Origin of the sequence: Ensifer sp. Root558 (genome assembly GCF_001427045.1) — a bacterium.
Lineage (GTDB): Bacteria > Pseudomonadota > Alphaproteobacteria > Rhizobiales > Rhizobiaceae > Ensifer > Ensifer adhaerens.
Map to the genome: position 1 here is coordinate 314,156 of NZ_LMGC01000036.1, position 25,302 is coordinate 339,457.

A 25,302-nucleotide genomic window follows, 5' to 3' on the forward strand; every position below is an offset into this window, starting at 1 on the left:
TCGCGACCGGATCACGCCTTCTGGCAGTAATGCGCTTTGCCGTCGCCGGTCTCGAAGTCGCCGCGTTGCGGCGGCGCAATCGGCTTGAACAGCGTCCGGTCGGGCTTCAGATCGATGAGTGGCGTACCGTCGAGGCAATCAAGGCCGCGCACGAGAAGGCTCGAGCCTTCCACGGCTTCGAGCTTGAAGATCGAGGTGCCGATCGGGTTCGGCCGAACCGGCGAGCGCAGTGAAAATGTTCCGTGCACTTCGCCGTTGCTGGCTGGGCTTTGCAACACCAGATCGCGCCGCGAACGGTCGAGCCAGTAGAGGATTTCCAGCCGCTCGAACGCCTCCACGCCTTTCAGCGCCAGGACCCAGGGTTCGAAGATTTCGATACGGCAGACCGGGCCGTCATGCCGACCCTGGCGAGGGGTTTCCATGCGCGAGGTCCAGGGCGTGGAAATGCGGCCGATAAAGACGAGACCGGCGTCGGTTGCCGCGGGCGGTACCACGGCCACCTCGTTCTCACGGATTTCGTTCTGGCGGACCATGGTCAGTTCCTTTCCTTATAGAGGGGGTCGTGAGGCGCGGCGCACAGAGACGGGCGTCGCTGCCGTCGATCGAGCCGATCACCACATCGATGTCGTAGAGTTGTTTGAGAGCGGCGGGCGTCAACACGTCCTTGGGTAAGCCGAGCCCGATGAGTTTCGAGGCGTGGAGAAGGGCGACGCGGTCCGCGACCAGGAAGGCGTGATCCGGATTGTGCGTCGAAAGCACGACTGAAAGCCCGCGTGCCGCCAGCGCTCGGAGATGCGAAAGCACCCGCATCTGGTTGCCATAGTCGAGATTGGCGGTCGGCTCGTCCATGACGAGGATGGCGGGTTCCTGCGTCAGTGCGCGGGCGATCAACGCCATCTGGCGTTCGCCACCGCTGGTCTCGGTATAGGGGCGCATGGCAAGGTGGGCCATGCCGAGGCCGCCAAGCGCTTCCATGGCAATCCGACGGTCGCGAGCGCCAGGCGATGAGAACGGCGCGAGGTGAGGGGCTCGCCCCATCAACACCACCTCCAGCACTGTAAACGGGAAAAGTGCCGCATGCGCCTGCGGAACATAGGCGATCTGCCTGGCGCGTTCGCGCCGCGACCAGGCGGAAAGCGGTCGACCGTCCAGGATAATATCGCCGGCCTTGACCGGCAGGAGACCGAGGACGGTCTTGAACAGCGTCGTCTTGCCGGCGCCGTTGGGGCCAAGCAGGGCCAGAACCTCGCCGGACTCAAGCGACAGGGAGGCATTCTCGCCTACCGTGCGTCCGCCATAGCCGAAGGCGAGATTCTTGATGTCCAGCGTCATAGCCAGGCCCTCCGGCCGGAGGCGAGCAGCCACAGGAAGAAGGGCGCGCCAACGGCAGCGGTCAGGATGCCGAGCGGCACTTCGATGAGCGCAATGCTGCGCGCCAGCATGTCGACAACAAGCAGATAGGCAGCACCAGATATCATCGAGGCCGGCAGCAGGCGGCGGAAGTCCGGGCCGACCAGCATGCGCGCGATGTGCGGGATCACGAGGCCGATCCAGCCGATGACGCCGCTGACGGAGACGGCCGCCGCCGTGATCAGCGTTGCCGCCGCGATCAGCAATGCGCGGGTAAGACGCGTGTCGACGCCCAAGGTCTGGGCTTCCTCGTCGCCGAGCGTCATCAGGTTCATGCGCCAGCGAAAAAGCACCAGCGGCACCAGCCCGATCAAAAGCGACGGCAGGATCGAAACGACGTCGAGACGCGTGATCGCAGTGAGGCTGCCGAGCAGCCAATAGGTGATCGCCGGCAACTGGTCATAGGGATCGGCGAGGATCTTGATCAGCGATATGCCGGCACCGACGAGAGCGCCGATGGCGATCCCTGCCAGAACGAGCGTCAGGGCCGGATCGCGTCCGCGGATTGCCATGCCGACGGCATAGACTGCGGCGACGGCGAGCAGCCCGCCTGCGAAGCTGATCGCCTGGATTGCCAGGACCGGCAGCGACAGAAAGATGCCGATGACGGCGCCGAGACTGGCACCGCCGGAAACGCCAAGGATATCCGGCGAGACGAGGGGATTGCGGAAAAGCCCCTGATAGGTGGCGCCGGCTGCGGCAAGTGCTGCGCCGATCAGGATCGCACCCCCCACCCGAGGCAGCCGCACGTTCCAGAGCACGGTTGAAAGAACGGGGTCGCTCGGCTGTCCCGATAGGGCCGCGTGCAGCGCCCCGGCGATCTCCGACGGGCCGGCATATTTGCCGACCGACATCGACACCAGGGCGAGCAGGAGGAGGGGGCCGACGAGGAGCCAGAGATTGCCTTTGCGCCCTTCGGCTAGCATGTCCGATGTTTCCTGCCTCCGATTCATTTCGAAGCCGGCACCGCCCCCTTCAGGAGCGTGGCCACTTGTTCGTCCGTCAGGTCGACCTGGTAGAACAGCTTGTAGAAATCGCGGGTCTCAGCCTTCAGGTCCCCCTTGAAGCGGTCGGGATAAAACAGGTTCTGCAGCCAGACGACGCCGATCACTCGGTTGATCGCAGGCGGCGAGTCGAACCAGCCGTAAGGCAGGGACGGCGCGGTTAAGACTCGACCGGTCGTGATTGCCTTCACGTCGGCCCAGAGCGGGTCCTTCTTTGCCGAGGCTGCGAACTTTCCGCTTGCTGCGATGACGACGTCCGGGTTCCAGGAGAGAATCTGTTCGAGCGACACCTGGGTCAGGCTGCCCTTGCCGGCTGCCGCCGCGACGTTTTCGGCGCCGACGGCTTCCAGGATCTCGACATTGATCGAGCCGGAAAGCCCCGTTTCTAGCCCTTCCGGGCCGCGGCCATAATAGACGCGCGGCCTTTGATCGGCCGGTATCATGGCGAGACTGTCGTTCAGATCCTTGATCCGCTGGTCGGCATAGGTTGCGAGCGTTTCGGCGCGTTCGGCCACGCCAAGCAGCGCGCCGACGTCGCGCAGCGTCTTGCCGCTATCGGCGAAGCGTCCATCGATCAGCACGTAGGGAATGCCGGTCTGCGCCTGCACCTTATCGGCCAGCGAGCGGTAGGTGTCGTTGACGGTTCCAACGTCGAGAATAATGTCCGGCTTGGCGGCAAGCACCGCCTCGACATTGGCGCTACCGCCCTTGCCCGTGAGTTGGCCATAGGTCGGCAGGTCGCGGACCGACGGTAGCAGATATGCTTTTTGCTCCTCCGTCGGCTCGCGCACCCAGCCGGCGAGCTTGTCCGGTGCCAGAACATAGGTGAGCACCGAGGCCGGCGGGCCGGCAGCAAGCACGCGGGTGATGGTATCGGGAACCTCAACCGTCCGCCCGGCGGCATCGGTGATCGTACGCGCCTCGGCTGCGCCTGAGGCAAGGCCGAGCACGGCTGAGAAGATTATCGCAAGAGATTTCAACATGAAGGCCACGATAGCGAGAGGGATCGGTCAGGCCGCACTATGGCATGTCGTTATATTTCATGGAATATATTGATTGCGCGATTTGCGACGATCGGGAGCCACCCTGATGCACTGAGATACAATTCCGCTCCTGTCGGAAACATCCGCGATACGTCGCGATGGTCCTCTGCCGCACGTGACAAGCGATCTGTGCCTCGGGCATTGATCCCATGCGGAGAGACGGTGATGATCCTCTTTGTTGTAGCCTATCTTGCCGGCGTGCTGACGATCGTCAGCCCGTGCATCCTGCCGGTGCTGCCATTCGTGTTTGCCCGCGCCGGCCAACCCTTTTCCACCAGCATTCTTCCGATGCTGCTCGCCAAGATCGTGACCTTTGCGGGTATCGCCTCGCTTGCAGCCCTAGGCGGCAACTGGGCGGTGCAGGCGAACGCCTATGGCCGCTACGCAGCGATCGCGATGCTCGCAGTCTTCGGCGTGACGCTGCTCTCGACGCGGGCTGCCGCCTTTGTGACCGGTCCGCTCGTGGAACTCGGCAACCGATTGTCGAGAAAGGCTGCGACCGGGGAGAAGGGCAGCATCGGCGGCTCGATCCTCCTTGGCGTTGCGACCGGATTGCTCTGGGCGCCCTGCGCCGGACCGGTGCTCGGTCTGGTGCTGACCGGGGCGGCGCTGAACGGCGCGAATGCGCAGACCACGCTGCTGCTTGTGGCCTATGCGGCCGGTGCTGCGACCTCGCTGGCGCTCGCCGTCCTGGCCGGTGCCAGAGTATTCGCGGCGATGAAGCGCTTCCTCGGCCTTGGCGACCGCATCCGCCAGGGTCTCGGCGTTGCGGTGCTCGCCGGTGTTGGCGCGATCGCGCTGGGCCTCGACACCGGTCTTTTGGCGCAGCTTTCCTATGCCAGCACGTCGGGCGTCGAACAGTCGATCCTCGATCGCCTGCGCAGCGGTGCTTCGCCCGTGGACGTCGCAAGCACCCGCATGACCCTTGCCGCAAAGGATACGCGACAGGCGGCCTATCGCAGCGATCTTCCGGTGGAAGGGCAATTTCCGTCGCTCGACGGCGCGGTTCAGTGGCTGAATTCGAAGCCGCTGACGCCGGCCGAGCTTCGCGGCAAGGTCGTTCTCGTCGACTTCTGGACCTATTCCTGCATCAACTGCATCCGCACCATCCCTTACGTTCGGGCCTGGGCGGAGAAGTACCGCGACCAAGGTTTGGTCGTCATTGGCGTGCACGCCCCCGAATTCGCCTTCGAAAAGCAGATCGGCAACGTCGAGAAGGCGGTGCGCGACTTCAAGATCACCTATCCGGTGGCGATCGACAACAACTTCGCCATCTGGCGCGCCTTCTCCAACAGCTACTGGCCGGCCCACTACTTCATCGATGCCGAGGGGCAGATCCGCTACACCCATTTCGGCGAGGGCGACTATGAAGGATCCGAGCGGGTGATCCAGGACCTGCTGGCGGAAGCCGCCGGCAAGAAGAATGCCGAAGGCGATCTGGTCAAGCCGGAGGCAAAGGGTGCCGAGGCCTCGCCGGACCTGGCACGCCTCGGATCCGGCGAGACCTATGTCGGTTATGCGCGAGCCGCAAACTTCGTCTCGCCCGAGGGCGTCTCGGCCAATACGTCCGCGCGGTACACGGTCGGCAAACCGGGGCTCAATGAATGGGGGCTGACCGGCAACTGGACGGTCGGCGCCGAAGAGGCGCGCCTCAACGAGGCCGGCGGCGGCATCACCTACCGGTTCCGCGCGCGGGACCTGCACCTGGTGCTCGGCACTGGCGCCGGCGGCAGGCCGGTTCCGTTTCAGATAACCATCGATGGGGTGGCGCCGGGCGCGGACCATGGCGCGGATATCGATGCGGCCGGCAAAGGTACCGTTACGGCGACCCGCCTTTATCAACTCGTCCGCCAGTCCGGATCAGCCCGGGAGCGGACCTTCGAGATCCGCTTTCTCGCACCCGGCGCAGAAGCCTTCGTTTTCACCTTTGGATGAGAGTTTGCCATGAGCGACAATGAAAAACGGCGCAGGCGCACCTGGTCCGCCTTCACGCGACGCCTTCTCGTCGCCGCGACCATGGTCGGTGGCGGATTGACCTTCGTTTTCAACGGGCCGCCGTCGGCGGCACAGGAGACCAGGCCTGTGCCGAAGGCGCTCCACGATATCGCGCCGACGGCCGGCCGCCAGACGGCGGTCTTTGCCGGCGGTTGCTTCTGGGGCGTGCAGGCGGTGTTCCAGCACGTGGCTGGCGTCGCGAGCGTCACGTCAGGATACGCGGGCGGCATCGCCGCGACGGCGACCTACGAAGAGACGGAGACCGGCGCCACAGGGCATGCCGAAGCGGTGGAGATCACGTTCGACCCGAAGCAGGTGAGCTACGGCAAGCTGCTCGAGATCTACTTCTCCGTCGCTCATGATCCGACGCAGCTTGGTGGGCAGGGACCCGATAGCGGACCGCAATATCGATCGGCGATTTTTCCGCGCGATGAAAAGCAGGCGAAGGTTGCCACCGACTATATCGCGCAACTGGATGCGAGCGGCGTTTTCAGCCGCTCGATTGCGACGACCATCGAGGACGGGAAGACCTTTTACCCGGCCGAGGCGTATCACCAGGATTACGTCTACAACAATCCCGGCCAGCCCTATGTGGTCATCTACGAGAAACCGAAGATCGGCGCGCTGCATCGTCTGTTTCCGGGCCTCTATCGGCAGAAGCCGGTGCTTGTGGCGGACAGCGCTTCTTAGCTGATGAGGCGCCGTGAGGCGTCCCAGAGGACCGAGCCAGATCCGCCTTTTACAAAGGATACAGTTTCGCGGCCTGCTGCACACATCCGCGATACGCCCAAGAGACACTCTGGCCGCGAGCACGTTTCGAGCCTTCGGCGACGAAACGCCGCTGCTGACATCAATAACGGAAGGAGCCATCATGCGTATCTTCGCGACAGTTTTCGCCATCGCCGCGCTCGCGGCGGCACCATGCGCCTGGGATAGCGACCCGAGAGAACCCTCGCTTCTTGCCGCACTCGTCTCCGGTTCCGGATCTGCAACGGTTGCTGAGAAGGGAGCAGGATTGCTGCAAGAGGCGCCGCACGAGGAGTTTGCCGATCCGTTCTTCGACTGACGATAGTACCGCCGAGACGGGCGGCCCGAACCTTTGATGCCAATCAACCTGGAGGAAAGTGACATGCTGGAGAAAACGAGAGAGCGCCAGACGACCGGGGCTCGGACAGTATTTGTCAACGAGTTGACCAACGGGATACTCGACCCCGCCGAGCCGATGCTGGGGCCTGTCGCCGATGGCGGTGTCATCATCGCGAACACGGCGCCGGGATGTTGGGGGCCGATGATCACGCCGGAGATCCGCGGCGGACATGAGGTGACGCGCCCTGTGGCGGTCGCGGGCGCTGAAATCGGCGACGCCGTTGCCATTCGGATCCGATCGCTGATCGTCACGTCCGCGGCGACGGCCTCGGGCAACGACGAGGTGGTGGCTGGTCGCTTCAACGGTGATCCCTTCTGCGCGGCCGTTTGCCCGGGCTGCGGCACGGAATGGCCGCGCACGCGCGTGGAGGGCATCGGCCAGACTGCGATCCGCTGCGAGAAGTGCGGCGCGGACGCGACGCCCTTCATCTTCACCAACGGCTACACGATCGCCTTCGACGATGAGCGCCAGGTGGGGCTGACCGTCGGCAAAGCGACTGCCGAGACCTTTGCCACGGATGCGGAACGGCTGCTGGCCCTGCCGGACGGCTCGATCCAGCATCCGATCCTGACCTTCGCGCCAGCGGACCTCATCGGTGTTGCCACAAGGCTTCGGCCATTCCTCGGCCAATTGGGCACGACGCCGTCGAAGGCGATGCCGGACTCGCACAATGCCGGCGATTTCGGCCAGTTTCTGACCGACGCACCACATGCTTATTCCCTGACCGCGGACGAACTCGTCCAGCATAAGACTGACGGCCACATGGACGTGAATACCGTGCGGGAAGGCGCGATCCTGATCTGCCCGGTCAAGGTACCGGGTGGTGGCATCTATATGGGGGACATGCATGCCCTGCAGGGCGACGGCGAAATTGCCGGCCATACCTGCGACGTCGCCGGCACGGTGACGCTGGAGGTCCATGTCATCAAGGGGCTCAATATCGACGGGCCGATCCTTCTGCCGGTGCTGGAAGATGTACCGTTCCTTGCACGTCCGCTTGACGAGGCGGAACGAACGCGGGTGGCGGCACTTGCCCGCAAGCACGGTGTCCGAGAGGTCGAAGCTGACGCCCCGGTCACCTTCATCGGCACGGGCGCGAACCTCAACGATGCGACCACGAACGGGCTGGAGCGGGCGGCGGACCTGCTCGGTCTCAGCGTTCCCGAAGTGATGAACCGGGCAACGATCGCAGGTGCAATCGAGATCGGCCGCCATCCGGGCGTGGCGCGGGTAACGTTTCGTGCCCCGCTCAACCTGCTCGACGCAAAGGGCATCGGCGCGTTCGCGCGCAGTCTCTACAATCTCTGAGCCTCCTGTATTTTCAAGGAGTTGCTTGCAGACGATAGCGGGGCCGACGTCATGTCGGCCCCGTTTCGCTTTCTGACGCTAAGGCGCAGTGGCAGAAACCCCAAGGCATTTCGTATCGGTTTGCCGCCGTCCGCGGCCGTTCAAACATTGCGATACACAGACGCCGCTTCCGAACACATCGCGGATACACAGCACACGCATGGTCACGGCGAAATTTGGTTCGCGTCCGCCCAGGCGGGTTATGTCCTGAAAAGACGGAATTACGACATTTGAGACGCGATCTTTCGGCCGTACCATTGAGGCTCCAACCCAAGCAAAGGAGCTTGAAATGAGCAAATCAAAAGGCACTGCACTGATCACCGGTGCTTCGTCCGGTATCGGCGCGATCTATGCTGACCGCCTGGCACATCGCGGATATGACCTCATTCTCGTCGCGCGTAACCGCGTACGCCTCGACGATCTAGCCCGCCGGCTGGCGGACGAAACCGGCCGCGCCATCGAAGTCGTCGCCGCGGACCTCGGCAACAGGGATGATGTCAGGCGGGTCGAGAAGATCCTCGAAAGCGATGCGAGCATCACGATGCTGATCAACAATGCCGGGGTCGGCGCGACGGCGCCGCTGCTCGCCTCCGATGTCGACAAGATGGACGAGATGATCACGCTCAACGTCAGCGCGCTGATGCGGCTGACCTATGCGGTGGCACCAGGATTTGCGGCGCGCAGCACTGGCACGATCATCAACATCGCCTCAATCGTCGGCGTGGCGCCGGAAGTTCTGAACGGCGTCTATGGCGGCACCAAGGCCTTCGTCCTGGCCTTCACCCTGTCGTTGCAAAAGGAACTTGCCGAGAAGAATATCCGCATCCAGGCCGTGTTGCCGGGTGCGACCGCCACCGATTTCTGGGGCATTGCCGGCACCCCCATCGAACACGTGCCGAGCGAGATCGTCATGCGCGCCGAGGACATGGTGGACGCGGCACTTGCCGGCCTCGACCAGGGCGAAGTGATCACTATCCCAGCGCTGCCGGATGCCGCTGACTGGGCAGCCTATGAGGCCGCACGGCAGAAGCTGATGCCGAACCTTTCCAGGAAAACGCCGGCCGCTCGCTACCGTATCGGGAGCTAGCGCCCGCTCACCTTCCGGCAACCTCCCAACCCGGACTTTCGAGGCGGTTCCTCGCCTCGCCAATCGAACCAGGAGAATGATGATGTTCAGACGTTCCATGCCCATTGTCCAAAACCGCCGACTGGCCGCCTTGGCATTGTCGGGCGCGATCGCGATCCTGCTTCCTCCGCTCGCCGCTCAAGCGGCGGGCGTCTCCGCCGGCGGCGACGTCCAAATCGCGTCGGCTGCCAAACCGGCCACGGACGAATCCATCCGCCCTTTCCAATTCCACGCCAGTGATGCCGCACTTGCCGACCTCAAGCAGCGCATCGCGGCGACCAAGTGGCCGGATCGCGAACTGGTGGCGGACGGCACCCAGGGCGTGCGGCTTGCCACCATGCAGAAGCTCGCCGACTATTGGGCAACAAACTACGATTGGCGCCGCGTGGAGAAGACACTCAACGACCTGCCGCAGTTCGTGACCAACATCGACGGCGTTGACATCCACTTCATTCACGTGCGCTCCAAGCATAAGAACGCGATGCCACTCATCGTCACCCACGGCTGGCCGGGCTCGATCATCGAGCAGTTGAAGATCATCGATCCCCTGACCAATCCGAACGCGCATGGAGGCACGGAAGCCGATGCTTTCGACGTGGTCATCCCCTCGCTTCCCGGCTACGGCTTCTCCGGCAAACCGACGGAGCGCGGCTGGGACCCTGTCCGGATCGCGCGCGCCTGGGCAGTGCTGATGCAGCGTCTCGGCTATTCCCATTACGTCGCGCAGGGTGGCGACTGGGGCGACGCTGTTACCGAGCAGATGGCGCTGCAGCAGCCGGCGGGCTTGCTCGGGATCCACACCAACATGCCGGCGACCGTGCCTGACGAGATCCAGAAGAGCCTCGATGCCGGCCAGCCGGCACCAGCGAACCTTTCGGCCGACGAGCGCCGCGCCTATGAGCAGCTCGACTTCTTCTACCGGAACGGGCTGTCCTATGCGCAGGAGATGAGCAAACGTCCGCAAACGCTTTATGCGATTGAGGATTCGCCGATCGGGCTTGCGAGCTGGATGCTCGACCACGATGCCCGCAGCTACGAGTTGATCGCCCGCGTCTTCGATGGCAAGCCGGAAGGGCTGACGCGCGATGACGTGCTCGACAATGTCACGCTCTACTGGCTGACCAATACCGCCGTGTCGTCGGCACGGCTCTATTGGGAAAACAAGCTTGCCTTCTTCCAGCCGAAGGGCGTGCAGATCCCGGTGGCCGTCAGCGCCTTCCCGGACGAGCTTTATCAGGCACCAAAATCCTGGGCGGAGAAGGCATTCCCCAAGCTCATCCATTATAATCGTCTCGCCAAGGGCGGGCACTTTGCAGCCTGGGAACAGCCGCAAGCCCTAGTCGACGAGTTGAGGGCTTCATTCAAGTCACTGCGTCAACCGAGCTGACAGGAAGAGGCGTGCGAAAGCGCGCCCCACCGTCGCAACAAAGGAGAAGTGTCATGACAGGTGCAGATAGCAACAACAGAGCACCATCGGTCGATCTGAAGTTCGAGGTCGCCGTCATTCCGGTCGCGGATGTCGATCGCGCCAAAAATTTCTACGGTCGCCTCGGTTGGCGGCTCGATGCCGACTTTCCCGTCGGCGATGCGTTTCGCGTTGTGCAGTTCACTCCCCCGGGCTCGCCGGCATCGATCCACTTCGGCACCGGGCTGACCTCGGCTACGCCCGGTTCGGCGAGCGGCCTCTATCTGGTCGTTTCGGATATCGAAGCCGCGCGTGCGGAACTCGTCGAACGGGGCGCCGAGGTCAGCGACATCTTCCACCGCGAGGGCCCCGGAAAGCCAGCGATCAGCGGACGCGATCCCGCGCGCCGCAGCTACCGCTCCTATGCCACCTTCAGCGACCCCGACGGCAACGGCTGGCTGCTGCAAGAGGTGACCGAACGTCTGCCCGGGCGTGTGGATACCGAGGTGACGGACTTTGCTTCCGTCGGTGACCTTGCGGCGGCCCTGCGTCGCGCTGCCGCCGCCCATGGCGAGCACGAGAAGCGCAACGGTGGTGAGCACGACCATAACTGGCCGGATTGGTATGCGGCCTACATGGTGGCCGAACATGCGGGCAAGCCGCTTCCCGAATGAGCGCCGGCCATGACCGTCGCGTTTCCTCCATGGCGTAAATCTGCTATAAGCGGCCATTCCAGACAGAGTCGGACAGGGGTGGTGTGAGATGCACAGGATCGGCTACGTCGTCTTTCCGGGATTTCAGCTCATGGGGTTCGCGGCGGTCACCGCCTTCGAGATCGCCAACCTGACGCTTGGCGAACCAGCCTATGCGATCGAATTGCTGTCGGAGGCCGGCGGCGAGATCAAGGCGTCCGCCGGCTTCGGCGTGCTCACGAAGGCCTTCGACGACGCGGTCTATGACACCGTCATGTTCGGCGCGGGCACCGTGATCGAGCCGGTAACGCCGGGACTCGCCGCCTTCGCGCGCCATGCCTTGGAGGTCTCGCGCCGGGTGGCAGCCCCTTGCACAGGCGCCTTCATCCTCGCCGAGTCCGGACTGCTCGACGGTCGTCGCGCCACGACCCATTGGGTGTTCGCCCGTCAACTGCGCGAGCGATTTCCCGAGGTCAAGGTCGAGGAGGATCGTATCTTCATCGTCGATGGCAGCGTGTGGACCTCGGCCGGCATGACGGCAAGCATTGATCTCGCGCTGGCGATGATCGAGAAGGACCATGGCGAGGATGTCGCCCGTCAGGTGGCACGCAAGCTCGTCGTCTATCACCGGCGCGCCGGCGGCCAGTCGCAGTTTTCCGCCCTGCTGGAACTCGATCCGAAGTCGGACCGCATTCAGAAGTCGGTCAATTACGCCAAGGCCAACCTGCGAAACGTCCTCTCGGTAGACGAACTCGCGGACGCCGCGGGCTTAAGTGCGCGCCAGTTCAGTCGCGCCTTCCGTTCGGAGACCGGCCAGTCGCCGGCAAAAGCGGTCGAGCATCTGCGGGTGGAAGCCGCGCGGCTCTTGATGGAGCAGGGGCGTCACTCGATGGACGTGATTGCCGAGCAGACCGGTTTTTCCGATAGCGACCGCATGCGCCGGGCCTTCCTGCGCACGCTCGGGCAGCCGCCCCAGACGATCCGACGCAATGCGCGCGAAGGCGTTGCCTGACGGCAATAACCTGCCTTGAAAATGCGATTGTATCGCCGTGTATCCAGCCCCTGCGGTTTCTACACGTGCTTTCAATAGGACGCCGCCAAGCACACGCCCCAGATACACCAGCACTCCATTCGTGATGCCAGTTCAGTTCCCCGGAGGGTAGTCAATGTCGGACGAAATCAACCACCCGCGCCGTCGTTTCATCGGCGCAATCGCACTCTCGCTGGCGGCAACGCAGTTCGCATCGGCTGGCGCGGTGAGAGCGCAAGCGGGAGCCGGTGAGGCGCCGCGCCTACCCGCCGTCGCCCCGGGCACGAACAAGTCCTTCCCCGTCCTCAAGCAGATCGATGCGGGCGTGCTCAACGTCGGCTACGCCGAACTTGGCGCCAGCGATGCTCCTGCCGTGATCCTGCTGCACGGCTGGCCCTATGACGTTCACACCTATGTGGACGTGGCGCCGGTGCTCGCCAATGCCGGCTATCGCGTCATCGTTCCCTATCTGCGCGGCTATGGCACGACCCGGTTCCTGTCCGCCGAGACTCCAAGGAACGGCCAGCAGGCTGTGATCGCAACGGATATCATTGCCCTGATGGACGCGCTCAAGATCGAGAAGGCGGTCATCGGCGGCTGCGACTGGGGTGCGCGAACCGCCAACATCATCGCGGCCCTGTGGCCCGAGCGCTGCAAGGCGCTGGTCTCCGTCAGCGGCTATCTCATCGGCAGCCAGGAGGTGAACAGGAAGCCGCTTTCGCCGCAGGGCGAGCTTGCCTGGTGGTACCAGTTCTACTTCGCCACCGAGCGGGGCTATGAGGGCTACAAGCAGAACCGAAAGGAATTCGCCCGGCTGATCTGGAAGCTTGCCTCGCCCAAGTGGAACTTCGACGACGCCACTTTCGACAGGAGTGCCGAGGCGCTTGAAAACCCCGATCATGTCGATATCTCGATCCACAACTACCGTTGGCGGCTCAGCCTGGCCGAGGGGGAAGCACAGTACGACGACCTCGAAAAGCGGCTGGCGCAGTTCCCTACCATTACCGTCCCGACCATCACGCTTGAGGGCGACGCCAATGGCGCGCCGCATCCCGATCCCGCCGCCTACGCCAAGCGTTTTTCCGGCAGATACGAGCATCGGCTGCTTGCCGGCGGCATCGGCCATAACCTGCCGCAGGAGGCGCCGCTCGCTTTTGCCGAGGCAATTGTCGCCGTCGATCGTTTCTAGTTTTTCTCCCGCAGATTGCGTGGAGGCGCGGGGCTCCGGTTCGCCGGCCCCGCGTTTTTTTGTGCGCGGTGATTGGAGACAGGGCCCGCCGGATGCGGCGCCGCGTCATGCTGGTGTGGCGCAATGGGCGACAAGCCACTTTCGGATGAACTTCGTATCAGCGTGTATCGGCGCCGGCACCTGGGCAGGTTTCCATACATTTTCGGGCGTCGGTGAAACATCCGATACATCTTGAGGGCGCTAGATGCGTCTCGACAGTCGCAGGGCAATCGGGCCCGGACGGCAAACCTGTCGAAAGGAAAACACCATGAGCGCCGCTGAAAAGATACTCTACACCGGCAAGACCCACACGACCGGCGGCCGCGACGGCGCTGCCCGCAGCGACGATGGACGTCTGGACACCAAGCTTTCCACGCCCGGCAGTTCCCGTCCGGGGACGAACCCGGAGCAACTTTTTGCCGCCGGTTGGTCCGCGTGTTTCATCGGCGCGATCGGTCTGGCGGCCGGCCAGTCGAAGGTCGCGCTTCCCGCCGACGTCGCCGTTGATGCCGAAGTGGATCTGCTGAATCGCGACGGCGGCTACTTCCTGAAGGCACGGCTGAATGTCAGCCTACCGGGGATCGACGCCGACGTCGCGCGTCGGCTCGTCGATGCCGCGCACCAGACCTGCCCCTATTCCAAGGCGACCCGGGGGAACATTGACGTGACGATCAATCTCGTCTGATCAGCACTACCTCTTGTCACCTCCGGAGCGGCGACCATCAGGGTCGCCGCTCTTTGCATCGGCCATGGGCTGGCCGAGCCCGGTAAGCCTTGGCTTCTTGAGCTTTTGATCTCAATCGTGACATTAGGAAAATAAAATATTCGATTGTTTTATATCGCATTATACGGCGTTTTATGAAACTCCTCTCTACTGAGGGCGGATCACCAGCTCGCCCAAAAGGCCGCCGCCGTCACGATTGCGCAAGGTCAGCGACGCGTTGATGGAGACTGCCAACTGCTGGGCGATGGCGAGACCAAGTCCGGTCCCGCCGGTCTCGCGATTGCGGGAATCCTCCAGCCGGACGAAGGGTTTCAAAACGGCGCCCAGTTGATCATCCGGGATGCCCGGCCCGCGGTCGAGCACGCTGATAACCACCGTATCGTCAGCAAGCCGCCGTGCCTCGATCTCGGCGCTGCCTGCGAATTTGAGCGCGTTGTCGACGAGGTTGGTGAGAATGCGCCTGAGCGCCTGCGGCCGGGTTGTGACCGTGCCGCCATCGATATCGCTGGCGCTGACGGACTTGCCGGTGTCCTGATAATCGTAGACGAGGCTTTCAATAAATGAGGCGAGGTCGACGCGCGTCGATTTCTCGACATTGCCGTGGGCGCTGCGGGCATAGGCAACGCCTTCTTTCACCAGGTTTTCGATCTGGCCGAGATCCTGGATCAGCTTCTCGCGATCGGCGAAATCCTCGGCCATCTCCGCGCGCAGTTTCATGCGGGTGATCGGCGTCTGCAGGTCGTGGGAAATGGCTGCAAGGATCTGGACACGTTCTTCAAGATACTGGGCGATGCGGTCGCGCATGGCATTGAAAGCGGTTGCCGCATAGGCGACCTCCATCGGGCCGGTTTCACTGAGCCGCGGCGTGTTGCGGTTCGGGTCGAGCGTGTCGGCGGCTGCGGCAAGGTTGACGAGCGGGCGGACGGCCTGCCGCATGGCAAACCAGCTGCAGAAAAGCAGAAGCGCGAGTTGCGCCAGCAGCACGTAAGGCAGCCAATCGGCGAGCGGCATTACCCCCTTGGGATAGACGTCGATCGTCAGCGGCGAGCCGTCGCTCAATGTCAGATGCGCCTGCACGTGGCGGCGATCGCCGGGGATCGTCTCGACGGTGACCGGATATTTCGGGCCGGTCGCGCGCTGGATGTTGGCGGAGAGCTCCGCGGTGGCCGGATCGACCGACGCGTTGCCGGGCACGCCCGGTCCGAGAATGAAGCCGTAGTTGTCGCGGCTGAGGCGATTGAGCCAGGAGGCACGCTCGTCCGCGGGCAGGCGGTCGAGGATTGCGATCGAGGTCGCTATGTCGTTTTCGAGCGTGTTGAACATGACAGACTTGGCTGACATGTAGCGCTCGAAGAACAGAACTGTGAACGACATCACATGTGCGATGGCGAGGCCGGCCAGCAGAATAACAAAGAGCCGCGCCCTGAGCGTGCGCGGCCATAGTCGAAAGCCTCTTTCAGCAGCGTTCGCGGTCATTCGCGCGCCTCCACGATCTCGATCGGCACCGAGAAGACATAGCCTTCGCTGCGCACCGTCTTGATGTAGGCCGGCTCGCGGGCGTCGTCGCCGAGTCGCTGGCGGACCCGGCTGACGAGCAGGTCGATCGAGCGGTCGAAGAGATCGGCCTCGCGGCCTTGCGTGAGATTGAGCAGCTGGTCGCGGTTGAGCACGCGCTGGGGGTGGTCGATGAACACCTTCAGCAGCCGATACTCCGCTCCGCTCAGCGCGATCACGGTGCCATCAGCATCGATCAGGTGCCGCGCCGTCGTGTCGAGCTTCCATCGGCCGAAGCGCAGCAACTGCCCGGCCTCCGAAATCTGCAGGTTGGGCGGCAGCATGCGCGCGCGCCGAAGCACGGCCTTGATACGGGCCAGCAGTTCGCGCGCGGAGAATGGCTTGGAGAGATAATCATCGGCACCCATTTCGAGCCCGAGAATGCGATCCATCTCGTCCGAGCGGGCGGTCAGCATGATGATCGGGATCGCTTTATGCTTGCCGGCGCGCAGCTCGCGGCTGAGCACCAACCCGTCGTCGCCCGGCATCATCACGTCGAGGACGATCAGATCGACGGTATCGCCTTCGAGGAAGCTGCGCATCTGTCGCCCGTCGGCGACCGCGGTCGCGCGCAGGCCGTTTTTCTTCAGGTAGCTCGACACGAGTTCCCGGATCTCTCGGTCGTCGTCGACAATCAGCACATGGTCGATATGCTCCATCGAGCAAACTCCTCAAGTCGGTTTGGTCTTCGCATGGTGCCGCCGCTTCTGGGCGAGGGGGCTGTGCCACTTGCTCCGTCTGGTTGACGCTCTGGATATGTCGTCGGTGTGTTCGCAACATCCAGACTTGCATGCGAATGTAATGCAAGCGCCTGCAGACACATTTCGACACAATTTCACAAAGGAAACCCGCCGCTTGCTGTCAAGCGGCGGGTCGTAGGAACTGTGGCTGATCGCGTCAGGCTTTAGCTTTTGCAGCAATCTGCGCGCGATACTGGGCGGTGGGCAGGCCGCCCCAGCCCCAATTGTCGAGGTCGACTTCCTCGATGACCACATAGGTCGATTCCAGCGGCTTGTTGAGCACGTCGAGCAGCACTTGGCTGACGCCTTTGATGATCTCGGCCTTTTCCTCCGCCGTCACCGTTTGACGCTCCGGCGTGGTGCCCTCGCGGGTCACCTGAACTGTTACGATCGGCATTGCCGTCTCCTTTCTGGAACTTGATGGCACCCAAGGTGCCGCGTTTGTTTGGAGAGTTACGGGCCTACCAGCGTCCGGCGTTCTGGCCGCCGTCCACATGCAGGATCTCGCCCGTTACGAAGCCGGCACCCTCCAGGTAGAGAACGGCGTCGACGATATCGCGGATCTCGCCCATTCGTCCGACCGGGTGAAGTGTCGAAAGCGCCGCATGCGTTTCCGGCGCGTGCATCGGCGTCTTGATGATGCCGGGCGAAACCGCGTTGACGCGAATTCCTGAAGTCGCGAATTCGATCGCGAGCGCCTGGGTTACCGAATTCAGGCCGCCCTTGGTGATGGAGGCGAGCGCGGCGGGCACGCCGGCGATCGGCTGGTTGACGAGGCTGGTAGTGATGCTGACGATGTGGCCGGAGCCCTGCTTCAGCATCTCGCGGGCGGCGTGCTGGGTAATATGGAAGAAGCCGGCGACATTGACGCTCATGTTCAGCTCGTAGTCTTCCTGGGTGAAGTCCGTGAACGGCTTGGCGGTGAAGACGCCGGCATTGTTGACCAGGGTGTCGATGCGGCCGAACCGTTCGAGGCCCTGGCGCACGACGCGCTCGGCGGTCTCGGGATTTCCGATATCGCCTGCAACGGCGAGGATGCCAGCGTCCGCGCTCTCCCTAATCGAGCGCGACGTGGCGATGACACGGTAGCTGCGATCGCGGTAGGCCTGCACCAGCGCGGCGCCGATACCCTGCGATGCACCGGTGATGATGGCGACCTTCTGTTCGTTGCTCATGGATGTGATCCTTCTTCGATTGCAACGGGCGTTCGTCCAGCCCGTCCTTCGCCCTCGGCGTTGGTGCAATCAGATTTAGACCCATCCGAGCTGTGGGAGAATTGACGATAATAGGCGGTCAATCAACCGAAATTCGGCATAATCAGTCAAGCGTACCAGCTTCCATCGCCATGCGTGCGAACTCGGTCCTGAGCCGCGGCAAGGCGAAATCCGCGAAGGCGCGAACTTTGGGAACCGACATGCGGCCCTGCGGTGCCAGAAGATGAACCGGCATCGGCGGATGCTCGGCATCGGCCAGCACGATCTTCAACTGTCCGTCGTGGATATGGCGCGCGACATGGTAGGAGTAGAGCCGGGTAAGGCCGGTGCCCGCAACGGCGGAATCGACCGCTGCGCGCACGCTGTTGACGATGTAGCGCGGCGTGAACTGTACCGTGCGCGGGATCAGCGAACCTTCGGCCGGCGTAAAGGCCCAGGAATCAAGGCCGAAATTGGTGAAGGCGACGATCTGGTGCTTGGCGAGGTCTGCCGGCTCGTCGATGCGGGGATGACTGGCGAGATAGCGTGGGGAAGCGACGACGACGCGCCTGATATCGCCGCCGATGCGTGTTGAGATCAGCGAAGAATCCGCGAGGTGCCCTATGCGCAGCGCGATATCGACGCCTTCGTCGACAAGGTTCACGAAGCGGTCGAGCAGCAGCAACCTGGCCGAAACCGCCGGGTAGAGATTGAGGAAGTCGTCGAGGATCGGGCGCAGCATCTCTTCGCCGAGGATCGGCGGCGAGGAGATCGTTACCGTGCCGCGCGGAGCCGCGCGCTCGCCGCCTGCGAGCATATCGGCCTCTTCGAGATCGACCAGCACCCGCCGGCAGGCTGCTGCATAGCGCTGGCCCGCTTCACTGAGTTTCAGCGAGCGGGTCGTCCGGTGCAGCAGTTCGACACCGACATGGGCTTCGAGCAGGTTCAGCGCGCGGCTGACGGCCGTTGGCGATCGCTTCAGCCGACGGGCCGCACCCGCAAGGCTGCCTTCGTCAATCGCCGTGACGAAGACCTTCATCGCATCGATACGATCCATTCTGCCGACTTTCGCAAGAGATGACGTCAATAAGCAAGAATTCGTCTGCAAGACGGCGGAAGTAAAGGGCCGACAGCACTGCATAGGAGAGTGCTGTAACTTCTGAGCTAAGCCGGAAAGAGGCGAGCGATCAAATCGGACGCGGAGCCCTGCCAAAGCTCGCCCTTGCCGGTTCCCGACCACAAGGACAGAAAGTCTGGCGACCCCTTCGCCGTGGACGCCGCTCTGATGTCACGCGTGAACTTGTTCTGGGCCGGAAAGGGCATTACGGCGGCGGCATCCACCTCGTTCATGAAACGGTTTTCGACGCCGCGCGCAAACCGGCCGGAAAAGACCCGCGTCGTTCGCGTCTTCCGCTCCGTGCCCTCTAGCGCCGCGCGATAGGGGGCCGACGTCCCAGCTTCGGCGGTCGCGAGGAAGGCCGTACCCATCTGCACGGCGCTGGCGCCTTTTGTCAGAACGGCTTGGATGTCGGAACCCGTCATGATCCCCCCCGCGGCGATGAGCGGTACCTTGACCTTTCCCAGGCTCCAGGCGAGCAGGTCTTCAAGGCCGATTTCGCTGTCTTCCGCGGACGGGTCGAAGATGCCCCGATGCCCGCCGGCCTCGTATCCCTGCAGCGTGATGGCATCGACGCCGCTCTCTTCGAGTGCCAGGGTTTCCTCGGGCGTCGTTGCCGTGCCGATGATCAGCATTCCTGCGTCACGAGCAGCGCGCATGTGCTCGGCGGGCAGAACGCCGAAGACGAAGCTCAGCGCCGCAGGCTTTGCCCGCAGCACCGCCTCGAACTGCGCGTCGAAATCCTCTTCGTAGGGCGCTGCAAATTCCGGCGTGGGCAGGCCGAGTTCGACGCGGTATCCCGCCGTCGCGCGCCGGGCGCGCTCGAGCGCCGCGGCGTCGATCTTCGGTTGCGGATGCTGGATGAAGAGGTTTATGGCGAAGGGACAATCTGTCCGGGCACGCACGGCCTGGGCGAACTCTGCGATCGCCAGCGGGCTCGAATAGGCCGCGCCGATCGAGCCGAGCGCGCCGGCGGCGGAAGAGGCTGCCACGAGCGCCGGCGACGAAGGACCTCCGGCCATCGGCGCGACGATCAGGGGATGTCTCAGGCCGAGTTTCGAAAGGGTGCCCTGCATAGTCGTGTCCTCGCTGCGTGTTGCCTGCCATCTGGCAGCGCTGCAGAGGTAGGGTGAGCGGTTACGGACGCAAGGGCAGGCGCCACAGTTTACCCGAATATCTTGTGGGTCGCTCGCGGCTGGTATGGCGGAGGCGATGGCCCCCTCGGGACCGTCGATCGCGCGGCAACTGTTGCAACACAGTCGGTTGACTGGCACTGTCGCTCGGTGGCGAGAGACCTTTCCAAGGAGCCCGCGATGTCGCGACAGACGGACAAGCAAGAGACACTTCCGAGCCTTGTCGAACACTACCGGCCCGTGCAGCTGAAGGCCGTGCTTGCGGCTCGCGCAATAAAGCACCGCGAGCCTCCGCCGCCGCCACCGGAAGAGCGCCAATACGGATCGCAATTGCCGGAGGGATTTCACCTGCCGCAATCTGTCTACGACGACTGAGCGCCGGCTCCGCCCTCAGTTCGTTGCCAGCGTCCAGGCCATGCCGGCGAGCGCGCAGGCAAGCAGCGTGGTTATGACCGACACATTGAAGCGGAAGATCGCCACGCCGGCCGCGAGCGTCAGCAGCAGCGACGGCAATACCAGCGACCCTAGGACCGGAATATCGAGCGCCAACGGCCCGAGCGTCCAGGGGGCGACTTCGGCAAACAGCGTGTGCAGGCCAAACCAGACCGCAAGGTTGAGGATGACCCCGACGACAGCGGCGGTGATCGCCGACATGGCGCCGGTCAGCGCGACGTTGTTGCGCAGCCGCTCGATGAAGGGCGCGCCCAGGAAGATCCAGAGAAAGCAGGGAACGAAGGTGACCCAGGTCGTCAGCATCGCTCCGAGGGTCGCGGCCGCCATGGGCGAAAGCGTGCCGGGATCCCGATAGGCACCCATGAAGCCGACGAACTGGACGACCATGATCAGCGGCCCAGGCGTCGTCTCGGCCATGCCGAGCCCGTCGAGCATCTCGCCCGGCTTCAGCCAGCCGTAGTGCTGCACCGCTTCCTGGGCGACATAGGCAAGTACGGCATAGGCGCCACCGAAGGTGACCACCGCCATCTGGCTGAAGAAGAGGCAAATCTGGCTGAAGACGTTGCCCGTGCCGAGAATGGCGACGAGCAACGCCAGCGGCACCAGCCACAGGGCAAGCAGGATCGCCGAGATCCGCAGCGACCAGGCGAGGTTCGGGCGCGCATGCGCGGGAATTTCGTCGCCGAGCGCGGAGTCTTCGTCCTTGAGTACCGGACCCGTGCCGGCCTTGTGGCCTCCGCCGATGCGAAAGAAATCCGAGCCGGAACGTGCACCGATGTAGCCAAGCACCCCGGCTGCAAGAATGATGAGCGGGAAGGGGACCCGGAAAACGAAGATGGCGATGAAGGCGGCTGCGGCAATGCCGATCATCACCTTGTTCTTCAGTGCTCGCCCGCCGATGCGGAAGACGGCCTGAACGACGACCGCGAGCACCGCGGCCTTCAGACCGAAGAAAAGGCCCTCGACGACCGTGACATTGCCGAAGGCGGCGTAGATGTAGCTCAGGCCCAGGATCGCGAGGAACCCCGGAAGCACGAAGAGGATGCCGGCGACAAGGCCGCCGGCGGTGCGATGCAGGAGCCAGCCGATATAGACGGCAAGCTGTTGCGCCTCGGGTCCCGGCAGAAGCATGCAGTAGTTGAGCGCGTGCAGGAAACGGTGTTCGCCGATCCAGCGCTTTTCATCGACCAGGATGCGGTGCATGACGGCGATCTGTCCAGCCGGCCCGCCGAAGCTCAGCGCCGCAATCCGCGCCCAGACCCGGACCGCTTCGCCGAAGGAGATGCCGTGGCTTTCCCGTTGCCGCGCCGGTCCCGGCGCGGCCTTGTCCGCAATGTCGGTCATCTCAGGCGTCCTTCTTGGCCGAGGGCCAGTTGTGGGTCTCGTTGGTAGCATCCCGGCACCAGCGATAGAAGGCGTCGTAGAGCAGCATGCCGGCGTCCAGTTGTTCCAGATCGTCCGCATACATGCGCGAGAGCCCGAGCGAGGCGGCAAGCAGGCCCGATGCCTCCGGCGCGAGTTCCAGGCGGGCGGTATCGGCAGCACGCACGATCGTGGCGAGCCGCAGCAACGGGGCCGTGGCAAGCCCGAATTCCTCGACCATGACGTCGAAGGTGCAGCGCTCGCCGCGGTGGCTCCAGCGCACGGACGCGTCGATGTCGAACGGTGTCGCCCGGAAGCGCTCGCCGACCATCTCCACTTCCGACGGCGCTACGTAAAGGAAAACGGCATGCGGATCGACGAAGCGCCGGATCAGCCAGGGGCAGGCGATGCGGTCGATCTTCGGCCGCGCCCGGGTGACCCAGACCGTGTGCCCTTGGGCGTTCCGTTCCGGTAGAGCCGAAGACGGCACGGCGGGGCTGCCGCCTTCGACCCACGCCTCGAACCCGCCTTCGAGCACATCGGCGGAGATGCCGGCATTGCGCAGCCAGGCGGCAACGCCGTGGCTGAGCTTCTTGCCCTGCTGGCAGATGACGATCGCCGACGCTTTGTCGACGTCGTGTGTCCAGTCCTGCACAGTGCGATAGTCGCGCCGGACGGATCCCGGGACGAGACGTGGATCGGCGTCGAAGTCCTCGTCGACGCGAACGTCGATCAGCGCGGGACAGTTCGGCGTGCCGATGAGGCGAGCGAGTTTTTCGGATGATATTTCGAGATACGACGACATGACGCGTCCTCCGGATGAGCGGTTCTATGGACGCGATGCTTCGGCTGGCGCCTCATGGGGTGATCGCACCCCCATCAGCAAAGTTTGCCGCCGTTGGCCGCACGCTGTCAAGCCGCGCTTCGGCGGCGACTTTACGGGACATGGCGAAAGCGCTTCGCGCTGAGGCGTGATCCGAGGCAAACTACCGAAGGATTGTTACAGGTCTTTGGCGTCAGATCTCGGTTACCGTTAAGGAAGCGACCTGAGTGCCGAAGGTCACACTCAGGTCGCGGAGGACGGCATTCGGGCTATTTGCCGGCCTCGTTGGCTGCGGCCTCGATGACGCCCGCAACCTTCTCCGGTTGCGACGCAAAGACAGCGTGGCTGGCCTTGATTTCGGTCACCTGGCTGCCGGCGCGCTTGGCCATGCTTCTCTCCAGGTCCGGGTTGATGGCGCGGTCATCGGTCGCGACGATCGACCAGCTTTTCTTGGTGCGCCAGGCGGGGTCGCCGACCTTGGCGGCGAAGACCTCCTTGGCGGCAAGGACCTGCGATTTCGCCGCAAAGGCCGCCTCCGCCGCAGGCAAATCGGCGGCGAAGTCGGCCGGAAACGCCTTTGGGTCGAGATAGAGATACTTGCCGTCCGGGGTTTCGCGCACGCTCATGGCGGCCGCAGGTTTCGATCCGGCGAGCGTTGCAAGGTTTTCGCCCTTGTCGGGCTGAAAGGCGGCCACATAGACCAGGCCTTCGACCTTGCTATGGTGTCCGGCCTCGGTGATGACCATGCCGCCATAGCTGTGGCCGACGAGCAGGGTCGGGCCGTCCTGGAGATCGAGGATGCGGTTCGTCGCCTGGATGTCCGCGCCGAGCGACGTCAGCGGCTCCTGGACGACGGTCACGTTGAAGCCGCGGCGCCCGAGGATTTCGGAGGCTTCTCTCCAGCCGGAACCGTCTGCGAAAGCGCCGTGGACGATGACGATGTTCTTGATCTCGGCTGCTTGCGCTGCGAAGGCGACGACGCTTGTCGCCAAGGCAAGCGCGATGGTCGGGAGGATGCGGTGGCTCATGCGATCGTTCCTTCTTCTGTTCGTGAGGCAACGATCGCAATCTGTTCAGGCGAGGTATCCCGGATGTGTTGGTCTTCGCCGCAATATGTACCGCATTGTAGCGGCTCAATCTCGACGCCATGGCGAGAGGCCGAAGCGCGGTCTTTCACCCTACATGGCAAGGTACAGAGGCACGCCGCGCGAAGGCGCGCTACGATTCAACCAGGATCACAAGCGACGAAGGCACAACCCCGTCATAGGCCATGGCGTCCGCCGCAGCCTGGCTTTGCATCGCCTGCGAGAGGGCGCCGATATCGGGAACATCCATCATGACGGCCACGCGCGTCGGGTCCTTTGGATCGACGAAGGTCCGGATGTTGGTGATGCCGAGCGCGCCGAAGAGTTCCTTGCGTCTCGGCGATTTCAGCCAGTGATCGGCGCCTTTGGTAATGTTGTGATGGGCGATGATGGTTGGCATCGGATCCTCCCTCTTTTGACGCGGTGCACCGGCGTCGCAACTTTCCCGGCGCATCCGCGTTCCTTCAAAGGAACGGCCTGAAGGCCGGGCTGTCAATTAGCCCGTCAGAGCTAGACGCGTTTCTCATCGAGCAACTTGAAGGAAGAGGTTCATGCCGAAATTCATCACCATCGGATACGGCGATCGCGCCGGCTACGATCGCACGGCGGCGGTGGTGCGCGATGCGGCGCATGCGCATGACGCGCGACTTCAGGCCGATGGCGTGTTGATGGGGATTGCCGGCGCGCCCGTGCAGGTGCGCAATGCGGATGCGGCGCGGGTCGAAACCAAGAATGGTCCGTTCCTGTCATCCCCGTTGCCGGTGGCCGGTTTCGCGGTGATCGAAGCGGCCGATCTCGACGAAGCCATCGCCCTGGTTTCGCAGACACCCTGCGCCGTTGCTCAGGGCGTGGTCGAAGTCTGGCCGCTTGAACTTCCTTAGGGAGTCGCCCAGGAGACCTGAGCGGCGAGCACGGATTCCGCCTCATCGGCCGTCTGGCGCTGGGATTCCGTGGCTCCGGCCGGAGCGATCTTCATCTCCGGTCGACCTTCCCTGAAGATCTTCCACTTTGTCGGTCGGAAGGCGATGCGGCTGTGGTCGCCGGCAGCGGCGCGTTCGGGCGAGAGTTCGATCTCGACATGCGGATGGTTGCGGCCAAGGTCGAGTTCGAGATGGCGGGTGCCGGCGACGCGGCGGCTGGCGGCAACGAGGCCGGCAAGNTCCCTGAAGATCTTCCACTTTGTCGGTCGGAAGGCGATGCGGCTGTGGTCGCCGGCAGCGGCGCGTTCGGGCGAGAGTTCGATCTCGACATGCGGATGGTTGCGGCCAAGGTCAAGTTCGAGATGGCGGGTGCCGGCRACGCGGCGGCTGGCGGCAACGAGGCCGGCAAGGCAACCGCCGCAGCCGTCGATCAGCTCGATGTCGTGCGGGCGGAAGTGCAGTTTCGCCGGGCCGTCGGGCTCGGACGGSGCRCGCAGCCCGATCGGCCGATCCTCGAACCAGATCTCGCCGTTCTGCAGCGTAACATTGAGGCAGTTCGACTGGCCGATGAAGCCGTAGACGAAGGGCGAGACCGGATGGTCGTAGATCTCGTCGGGGGTGCCGACCTGTTCGATCACRCCCTTGCTCATGACGACGACGCGGTCGGCGAGCTCCAGCGCCTCGTCCTGGTCATGGGTGACGAAGATCGTCGTGTGGCCGGTGCGGTCGTGAATGTCGCGCAGCCACTTGCGCAGTTCTTTCCGGACCTGT

At 63.8% G+C, this 25,302-nt stretch carries 27 protein-coding genes and 1 pseudogene; 12 read left to right on the forward strand and 16 right to left on the reverse strand.

The genetic code is table 11. From position 1 onward, the window contains the following. Positions 1–11: 11 nt before the first annotated feature. Genes tsaA through ASD63_RS30940 form a run of 4 tightly spaced genes read right to left on the reverse strand, consistent with a single transcriptional unit; the run spans position 12 to position 3,397 of the window. Positions 12–533: a tRNA (N6-threonylcarbamoyladenosine(37)-N6)-methyltransferase TrmO gene (gene tsaA / locus ASD63_RS30925; protein ID WP_060530341.1), complete on the reverse strand. Its 522-nt coding sequence runs from the start codon at positions 531–533 to the stop codon at positions 12–14. Next, complete coding sequence (locus ASD63_RS30930) at positions 508–1,332, reverse strand: ABC transporter ATP-binding protein (protein ID WP_060530342.1); 825 nt, start codon at positions 1,330–1,332, stop codon at positions 508–510. Before ASD63_RS30930 ends, tsaA begins: the two co-directional genes overlap by 26 nt. After that, complete coding sequence (locus ASD63_RS30935) at positions 1,329–2,336, reverse strand: iron ABC transporter permease (protein WP_060530343.1); 1,008 nt, start codon at positions 2,334–2,336, stop codon at positions 1,329–1,331. The genes ASD63_RS30930 and ASD63_RS30935 overlap by 4 nt, the downstream gene beginning before the upstream one ends. A gap of 23 nt (positions 2,337–2,359) precedes the next feature. Next, a complete protein-coding gene (locus tag ASD63_RS30940) occupies positions 2,360–3,397 on the reverse strand; it encodes an iron ABC transporter substrate-binding protein (protein WP_060530344.1) in 1,038 nt (345 codons plus the stop codon). A 225-nt stretch (positions 3,398–3,622) separates the two neighbouring features. On the opposite strand from ASD63_RS30940, the gene ASD63_RS30945 reads away from it, so the two are divergent. The 10 genes from ASD63_RS30945 (at position 3,623) to ASD63_RS30990 (ending at position 14,112) form a co-directional block, all read left to right on the forward strand. Further along, the gene (locus tag ASD63_RS30945) at positions 3,623–5,392 is read left to right on the forward strand and encodes a cytochrome c biogenesis protein DipZ (RefSeq protein ID WP_060530345.1); all 1,770 of its coding nucleotides are present in this window, start codon (positions 3,623–3,625) and stop codon (positions 5,390–5,392) included. A 9-nt stretch (positions 5,393–5,401) separates the two neighbouring features. After that, complete coding sequence (gene msrA, locus ASD63_RS30950; RefSeq protein ID WP_082573031.1) at positions 5,402–6,142, forward strand: peptide-methionine (S)-S-oxide reductase MsrA; 741 nt, start codon at positions 5,402–5,404, stop codon at positions 6,140–6,142. A 181-nt stretch (positions 6,143–6,323) separates the two neighbouring features. Continuing rightward, positions 6,324–6,518 (forward strand): hypothetical protein, encoded by a 195-nt coding sequence (locus ASD63_RS30955; protein ID WP_060530346.1) that lies wholly within the window; start codon positions 6,324–6,326, stop codon positions 6,516–6,518. Positions 6,519–6,581: 63 nt separating this feature from the next. Then, complete coding sequence (locus ASD63_RS30960; RefSeq protein WP_060530347.1) at positions 6,582–7,907, forward strand: acetamidase/formamidase family protein; 1,326 nt, start codon at positions 6,582–6,584, stop codon at positions 7,905–7,907. 328 nt (positions 7,908–8,235) lie between these two features. Beyond that, positions 8,236–9,033: an SDR family oxidoreductase gene (locus tag ASD63_RS30965; RefSeq protein WP_060530348.1), complete on the forward strand. Its 798-nt coding sequence runs from the start codon at positions 8,236–8,238 to the stop codon at positions 9,031–9,033. A gap of 82 nt (positions 9,034–9,115) precedes the next feature. Next, positions 9,116–10,459, forward strand: coding sequence for an epoxide hydrolase family protein (locus ASD63_RS30970; protein WP_060530349.1), 1,344 nt, complete (start codon positions 9,116–9,118; stop codon positions 10,457–10,459). A gap of 53 nt (positions 10,460–10,512) precedes the next feature. Continuing rightward, positions 10,513–11,151 carry a VOC family protein gene (locus ASD63_RS30975; protein WP_060530350.1) on the forward strand — a complete coding sequence of 213 codons (639 nt, stop codon included), beginning with the start codon at positions 10,513–10,515 and terminating at the stop codon, positions 11,149–11,151. An 88-nt stretch (positions 11,152–11,239) separates the two neighbouring features. Continuing rightward, positions 11,240–12,181, forward strand: coding sequence for a GlxA family transcriptional regulator (locus ASD63_RS30980; RefSeq protein ID WP_034799667.1), 942 nt, complete (start codon positions 11,240–11,242; stop codon positions 12,179–12,181). 154 nt (positions 12,182–12,335) lie between these two features. Further along, a complete protein-coding gene (locus ASD63_RS30985) occupies positions 12,336–13,388 on the forward strand; it encodes an alpha/beta hydrolase (RefSeq protein WP_034799669.1) in 1,053 nt (350 codons plus the stop codon). Positions 13,389–13,695: 307 nt separating this feature from the next. After that, entirely contained in the window at positions 13,696–14,112 is a 417-nt protein-coding gene (locus ASD63_RS30990) for an organic hydroperoxide resistance protein (RefSeq protein WP_060530351.1), read from the forward strand. 186 nt (positions 14,113–14,298) lie between these two features. Here the strand turns inward: ASD63_RS30990 and ASD63_RS30995 are convergent, their stop codons facing one another. From ASD63_RS30995 to ASD63_RS31020, 6 genes are all read right to left on the reverse strand, one after another. After that, complete coding sequence (locus ASD63_RS30995; RefSeq protein WP_060530352.1) at positions 14,299–15,627, reverse strand: HAMP domain-containing sensor histidine kinase; 1,329 nt, start codon at positions 15,625–15,627, stop codon at positions 14,299–14,301. Continuing rightward, positions 15,624–16,364, reverse strand: coding sequence for a response regulator (locus ASD63_RS31000; protein WP_034799675.1), 741 nt, complete (start codon positions 16,362–16,364; stop codon positions 15,624–15,626). Before ASD63_RS31000 ends, ASD63_RS30995 begins: the two co-directional genes overlap by 4 nt. A 238-nt stretch (positions 16,365–16,602) precedes the next feature. Next, positions 16,603–16,842 (reverse strand): 4-oxalocrotonate tautomerase family protein, encoded by a 240-nt coding sequence (locus ASD63_RS31005; RefSeq protein WP_060530353.1) that lies wholly within the window; start codon positions 16,840–16,842, stop codon positions 16,603–16,605. A gap of 64 nt (positions 16,843–16,906) precedes the next feature. Next, positions 16,907–17,620, reverse strand: a complete 714-nt coding sequence (locus ASD63_RS31010; protein ID WP_060530354.1) for an SDR family oxidoreductase — start codon at positions 17,618–17,620, stop codon at positions 16,907–16,909. Between the two features lie 142 nt (positions 17,621–17,762). Continuing rightward, positions 17,763–18,695, reverse strand: a complete 933-nt coding sequence (locus ASD63_RS31015) for a LysR family transcriptional regulator (RefSeq protein WP_060530355.1) — start codon at positions 18,693–18,695, stop codon at positions 17,763–17,765. 107 nt (positions 18,696–18,802) lie between these two features. Continuing rightward, positions 18,803–19,831 carry a nitronate monooxygenase gene (locus ASD63_RS31020; protein WP_060530356.1) on the reverse strand — a complete coding sequence of 343 codons (1,029 nt, stop codon included), beginning with the start codon at positions 19,829–19,831 and terminating at the stop codon, positions 18,803–18,805. Between the two features lie 237 nt (positions 19,832–20,068). Between ASD63_RS31020 and ASD63_RS31025 the strand changes: the two genes are divergently transcribed. Further along, positions 20,069–20,263, forward strand: a complete 195-nt coding sequence (locus tag ASD63_RS31025; protein ID WP_060518114.1) for a hypothetical protein — start codon at positions 20,069–20,071, stop codon at positions 20,261–20,263. Positions 20,264–20,278: 15 nt separating this feature from the next. Here the strand turns inward: ASD63_RS31025 and chrA are convergent, their stop codons facing one another. From chrA to ASD63_RS31045, 4 genes are all read right to left on the reverse strand, one after another. Beyond that, the gene (gene chrA / locus ASD63_RS31030) at positions 20,279–21,685 is read right to left on the reverse strand and encodes a chromate efflux transporter (protein ID WP_060530357.1); all 1,407 of its coding nucleotides are present in this window, start codon (positions 21,683–21,685) and stop codon (positions 20,279–20,281) included. Between the two features lies 1 nt (position 21,686). Then, positions 21,687–22,508 carry a sulfurtransferase/chromate resistance protein gene (locus ASD63_RS31035; protein WP_060530358.1) on the reverse strand — a complete coding sequence of 274 codons (822 nt, stop codon included), beginning with the start codon at positions 22,506–22,508 and terminating at the stop codon, positions 21,687–21,689. Positions 22,509–22,795: 287 nt separating this feature from the next. Further along, positions 22,796–23,554: an alpha/beta hydrolase gene (locus tag ASD63_RS31040; protein ID WP_060530359.1), complete on the reverse strand. Its 759-nt coding sequence runs from the start codon at positions 23,552–23,554 to the stop codon at positions 22,796–22,798. Positions 23,555–23,744: 190 nt separating this feature from the next. After that, a complete protein-coding gene (locus ASD63_RS31045; RefSeq protein WP_060530360.1) occupies positions 23,745–24,011 on the reverse strand; it encodes a hypothetical protein in 267 nt (88 codons plus the stop codon). 151 nt (positions 24,012–24,162) lie between these two features. Here ASD63_RS31045 and ASD63_RS31050 point away from each other — a divergent pair, with 151 nt between their 5' ends. After that, the gene (locus ASD63_RS31050) at positions 24,163–24,492 is read left to right on the forward strand and encodes a YciI family protein (RefSeq protein WP_060530361.1); all 330 of its coding nucleotides are present in this window, start codon (positions 24,163–24,165) and stop codon (positions 24,490–24,492) included. Here ASD63_RS31050 and ASD63_RS35815 read toward each other — a convergent pair. Beyond that, positions 24,489–24,770, reverse strand: a 282-nt coding sequence (locus ASD63_RS35815; RefSeq protein WP_210174264.1) for a TOBE-like domain-containing protein, incomplete at its 5' end; no start/stop codon positions are given. The genes ASD63_RS31050 and ASD63_RS35815 overlap by 4 nt on opposite strands. A 1-nt stretch (position 24,771) precedes the next feature. Beyond that, positions 24,772–25,302: pseudogene (locus tag ASD63_RS36415) on the reverse strand (TOBE-like domain-containing protein); the annotation flags it as partial.

What these genes read in the sequence shown, in the direction of transcription:
- ASD63_RS30935 (WP_060530343.1), bottom strand. Translation starts at nt 2,336, where the DNA reads ATGCTAGCCGAAGGGCGCAAAGGCAATCTCTGGCTCCTCGTCGGCCCC.
- ASD63_RS30940 (WP_060530344.1), bottom strand. Translation starts at nt 3,397, where the DNA reads ATGTTGAAATCTCTTGCGATAATCTTCTCAGCCGTGCTCGGCCTTGCC.
- ASD63_RS31045 (WP_060530360.1), bottom strand. Translation starts at nt 24,011, where the DNA reads ATGCCAACCATCATCGCCCATCACAACATTACCAAAGGCGCCGATCAC.
- ASD63_RS31015 (WP_060530355.1), bottom strand. Translation starts at nt 18,695, where the DNA reads ATGGATCGTATCGATGCGATGAAGGTCTTCGTCACGGCGATTGACGAA.
- ASD63_RS31000 (WP_034799675.1), bottom strand. Translation starts at nt 16,364, where the DNA reads ATGGAGCATATCGACCATGTGCTGATTGTCGACGACGACCGAGAGATC.
- ASD63_RS30980 (WP_034799667.1), top strand. Translation starts at nt 11,240, where the DNA reads ATGCACAGGATCGGCTACGTCGTCTTTCCGGGATTTCAGCTCATGGGG.
- ASD63_RS31005 (WP_060530353.1), bottom strand. Translation starts at nt 16,842, where the DNA reads ATGCCGATCGTAACAGTTCAGGTGACCCGCGAGGGCACCACGCCGGAG.
- chrA (WP_060530357.1), bottom strand. Translation starts at nt 21,685, where the DNA reads ATGACCGACATTGCGGACAAGGCCGCGCCGGGACCGGCGCGGCAACGG.
- ASD63_RS31020 (WP_060530356.1), bottom strand. Translation starts at nt 19,831, where the DNA reads ATGCAGGGCACCCTTTCGAAACTCGGCCTGAGACATCCCCTGATCGTC.
- ASD63_RS30930 (WP_060530342.1), bottom strand. Translation starts at nt 1,332, where the DNA reads ATGACGCTGGACATCAAGAATCTCGCCTTCGGCTATGGCGGACGCACG.
- ASD63_RS31010 (WP_060530354.1), bottom strand. Translation starts at nt 17,620, where the DNA reads ATGAGCAACGAACAGAAGGTCGCCATCATCACCGGTGCATCGCAGGGT.
- ASD63_RS30955 (WP_060530346.1), top strand. Translation starts at nt 6,324, where the DNA reads ATGCGTATCTTCGCGACAGTTTTCGCCATCGCCGCGCTCGCGGCGGCA.
- ASD63_RS30960 (WP_060530347.1), top strand. Translation starts at nt 6,582, where the DNA reads ATGCTGGAGAAAACGAGAGAGCGCCAGACGACCGGGGCTCGGACAGTA.
- msrA (WP_082573031.1), top strand. Translation starts at nt 5,402, where the DNA reads ATGAGCGACAATGAAAAACGGCGCAGGCGCACCTGGTCCGCCTTCACG.
- ASD63_RS31035 (WP_060530358.1), bottom strand. Translation starts at nt 22,508, where the DNA reads ATGTCGTCGTATCTCGAAATATCATCCGAAAAACTCGCTCGCCTCATC.
- ASD63_RS30970 (WP_060530349.1), top strand. Translation starts at nt 9,116, where the DNA reads ATGTTCAGACGTTCCATGCCCATTGTCCAAAACCGCCGACTGGCCGCC.
- ASD63_RS30965 (WP_060530348.1), top strand. Translation starts at nt 8,236, where the DNA reads ATGAGCAAATCAAAAGGCACTGCACTGATCACCGGTGCTTCGTCCGGT.
- ASD63_RS30945 (WP_060530345.1), top strand. Translation starts at nt 3,623, where the DNA reads ATGATCCTCTTTGTTGTAGCCTATCTTGCCGGCGTGCTGACGATCGTC.
- ASD63_RS30990 (WP_060530351.1), top strand. Translation starts at nt 13,696, where the DNA reads ATGAGCGCCGCTGAAAAGATACTCTACACCGGCAAGACCCACACGACC.
- ASD63_RS30985 (WP_034799669.1), top strand. Translation starts at nt 12,336, where the DNA reads ATGTCGGACGAAATCAACCACCCGCGCCGTCGTTTCATCGGCGCAATC.
- ASD63_RS30995 (WP_060530352.1), bottom strand. Translation starts at nt 15,627, where the DNA reads ATGACCGCGAACGCTGCTGAAAGAGGCTTTCGACTATGGCCGCGCACG.
- ASD63_RS30975 (WP_060530350.1), top strand. Translation starts at nt 10,513, where the DNA reads ATGACAGGTGCAGATAGCAACAACAGAGCACCATCGGTCGATCTGAAG.
- ASD63_RS31025 (WP_060518114.1), top strand. Translation starts at nt 20,069, where the DNA reads ATGTCGCGACAGACGGACAAGCAAGAGACACTTCCGAGCCTTGTCGAA.
- tsaA (WP_060530341.1), bottom strand. Translation starts at nt 533, where the DNA reads ATGGTCCGCCAGAACGAAATCCGTGAGAACGAGGTGGCCGTGGTACCG.
- ASD63_RS31050 (WP_060530361.1), top strand. Translation starts at nt 24,163, where the DNA reads ATGCCGAAATTCATCACCATCGGATACGGCGATCGCGCCGGCTACGAT.
- ASD63_RS31040 (WP_060530359.1), bottom strand. Translation starts at nt 23,554, where the DNA reads ATGAGCCACCGCATCCTCCCGACCATCGCGCTTGCCTTGGCGACAAGC.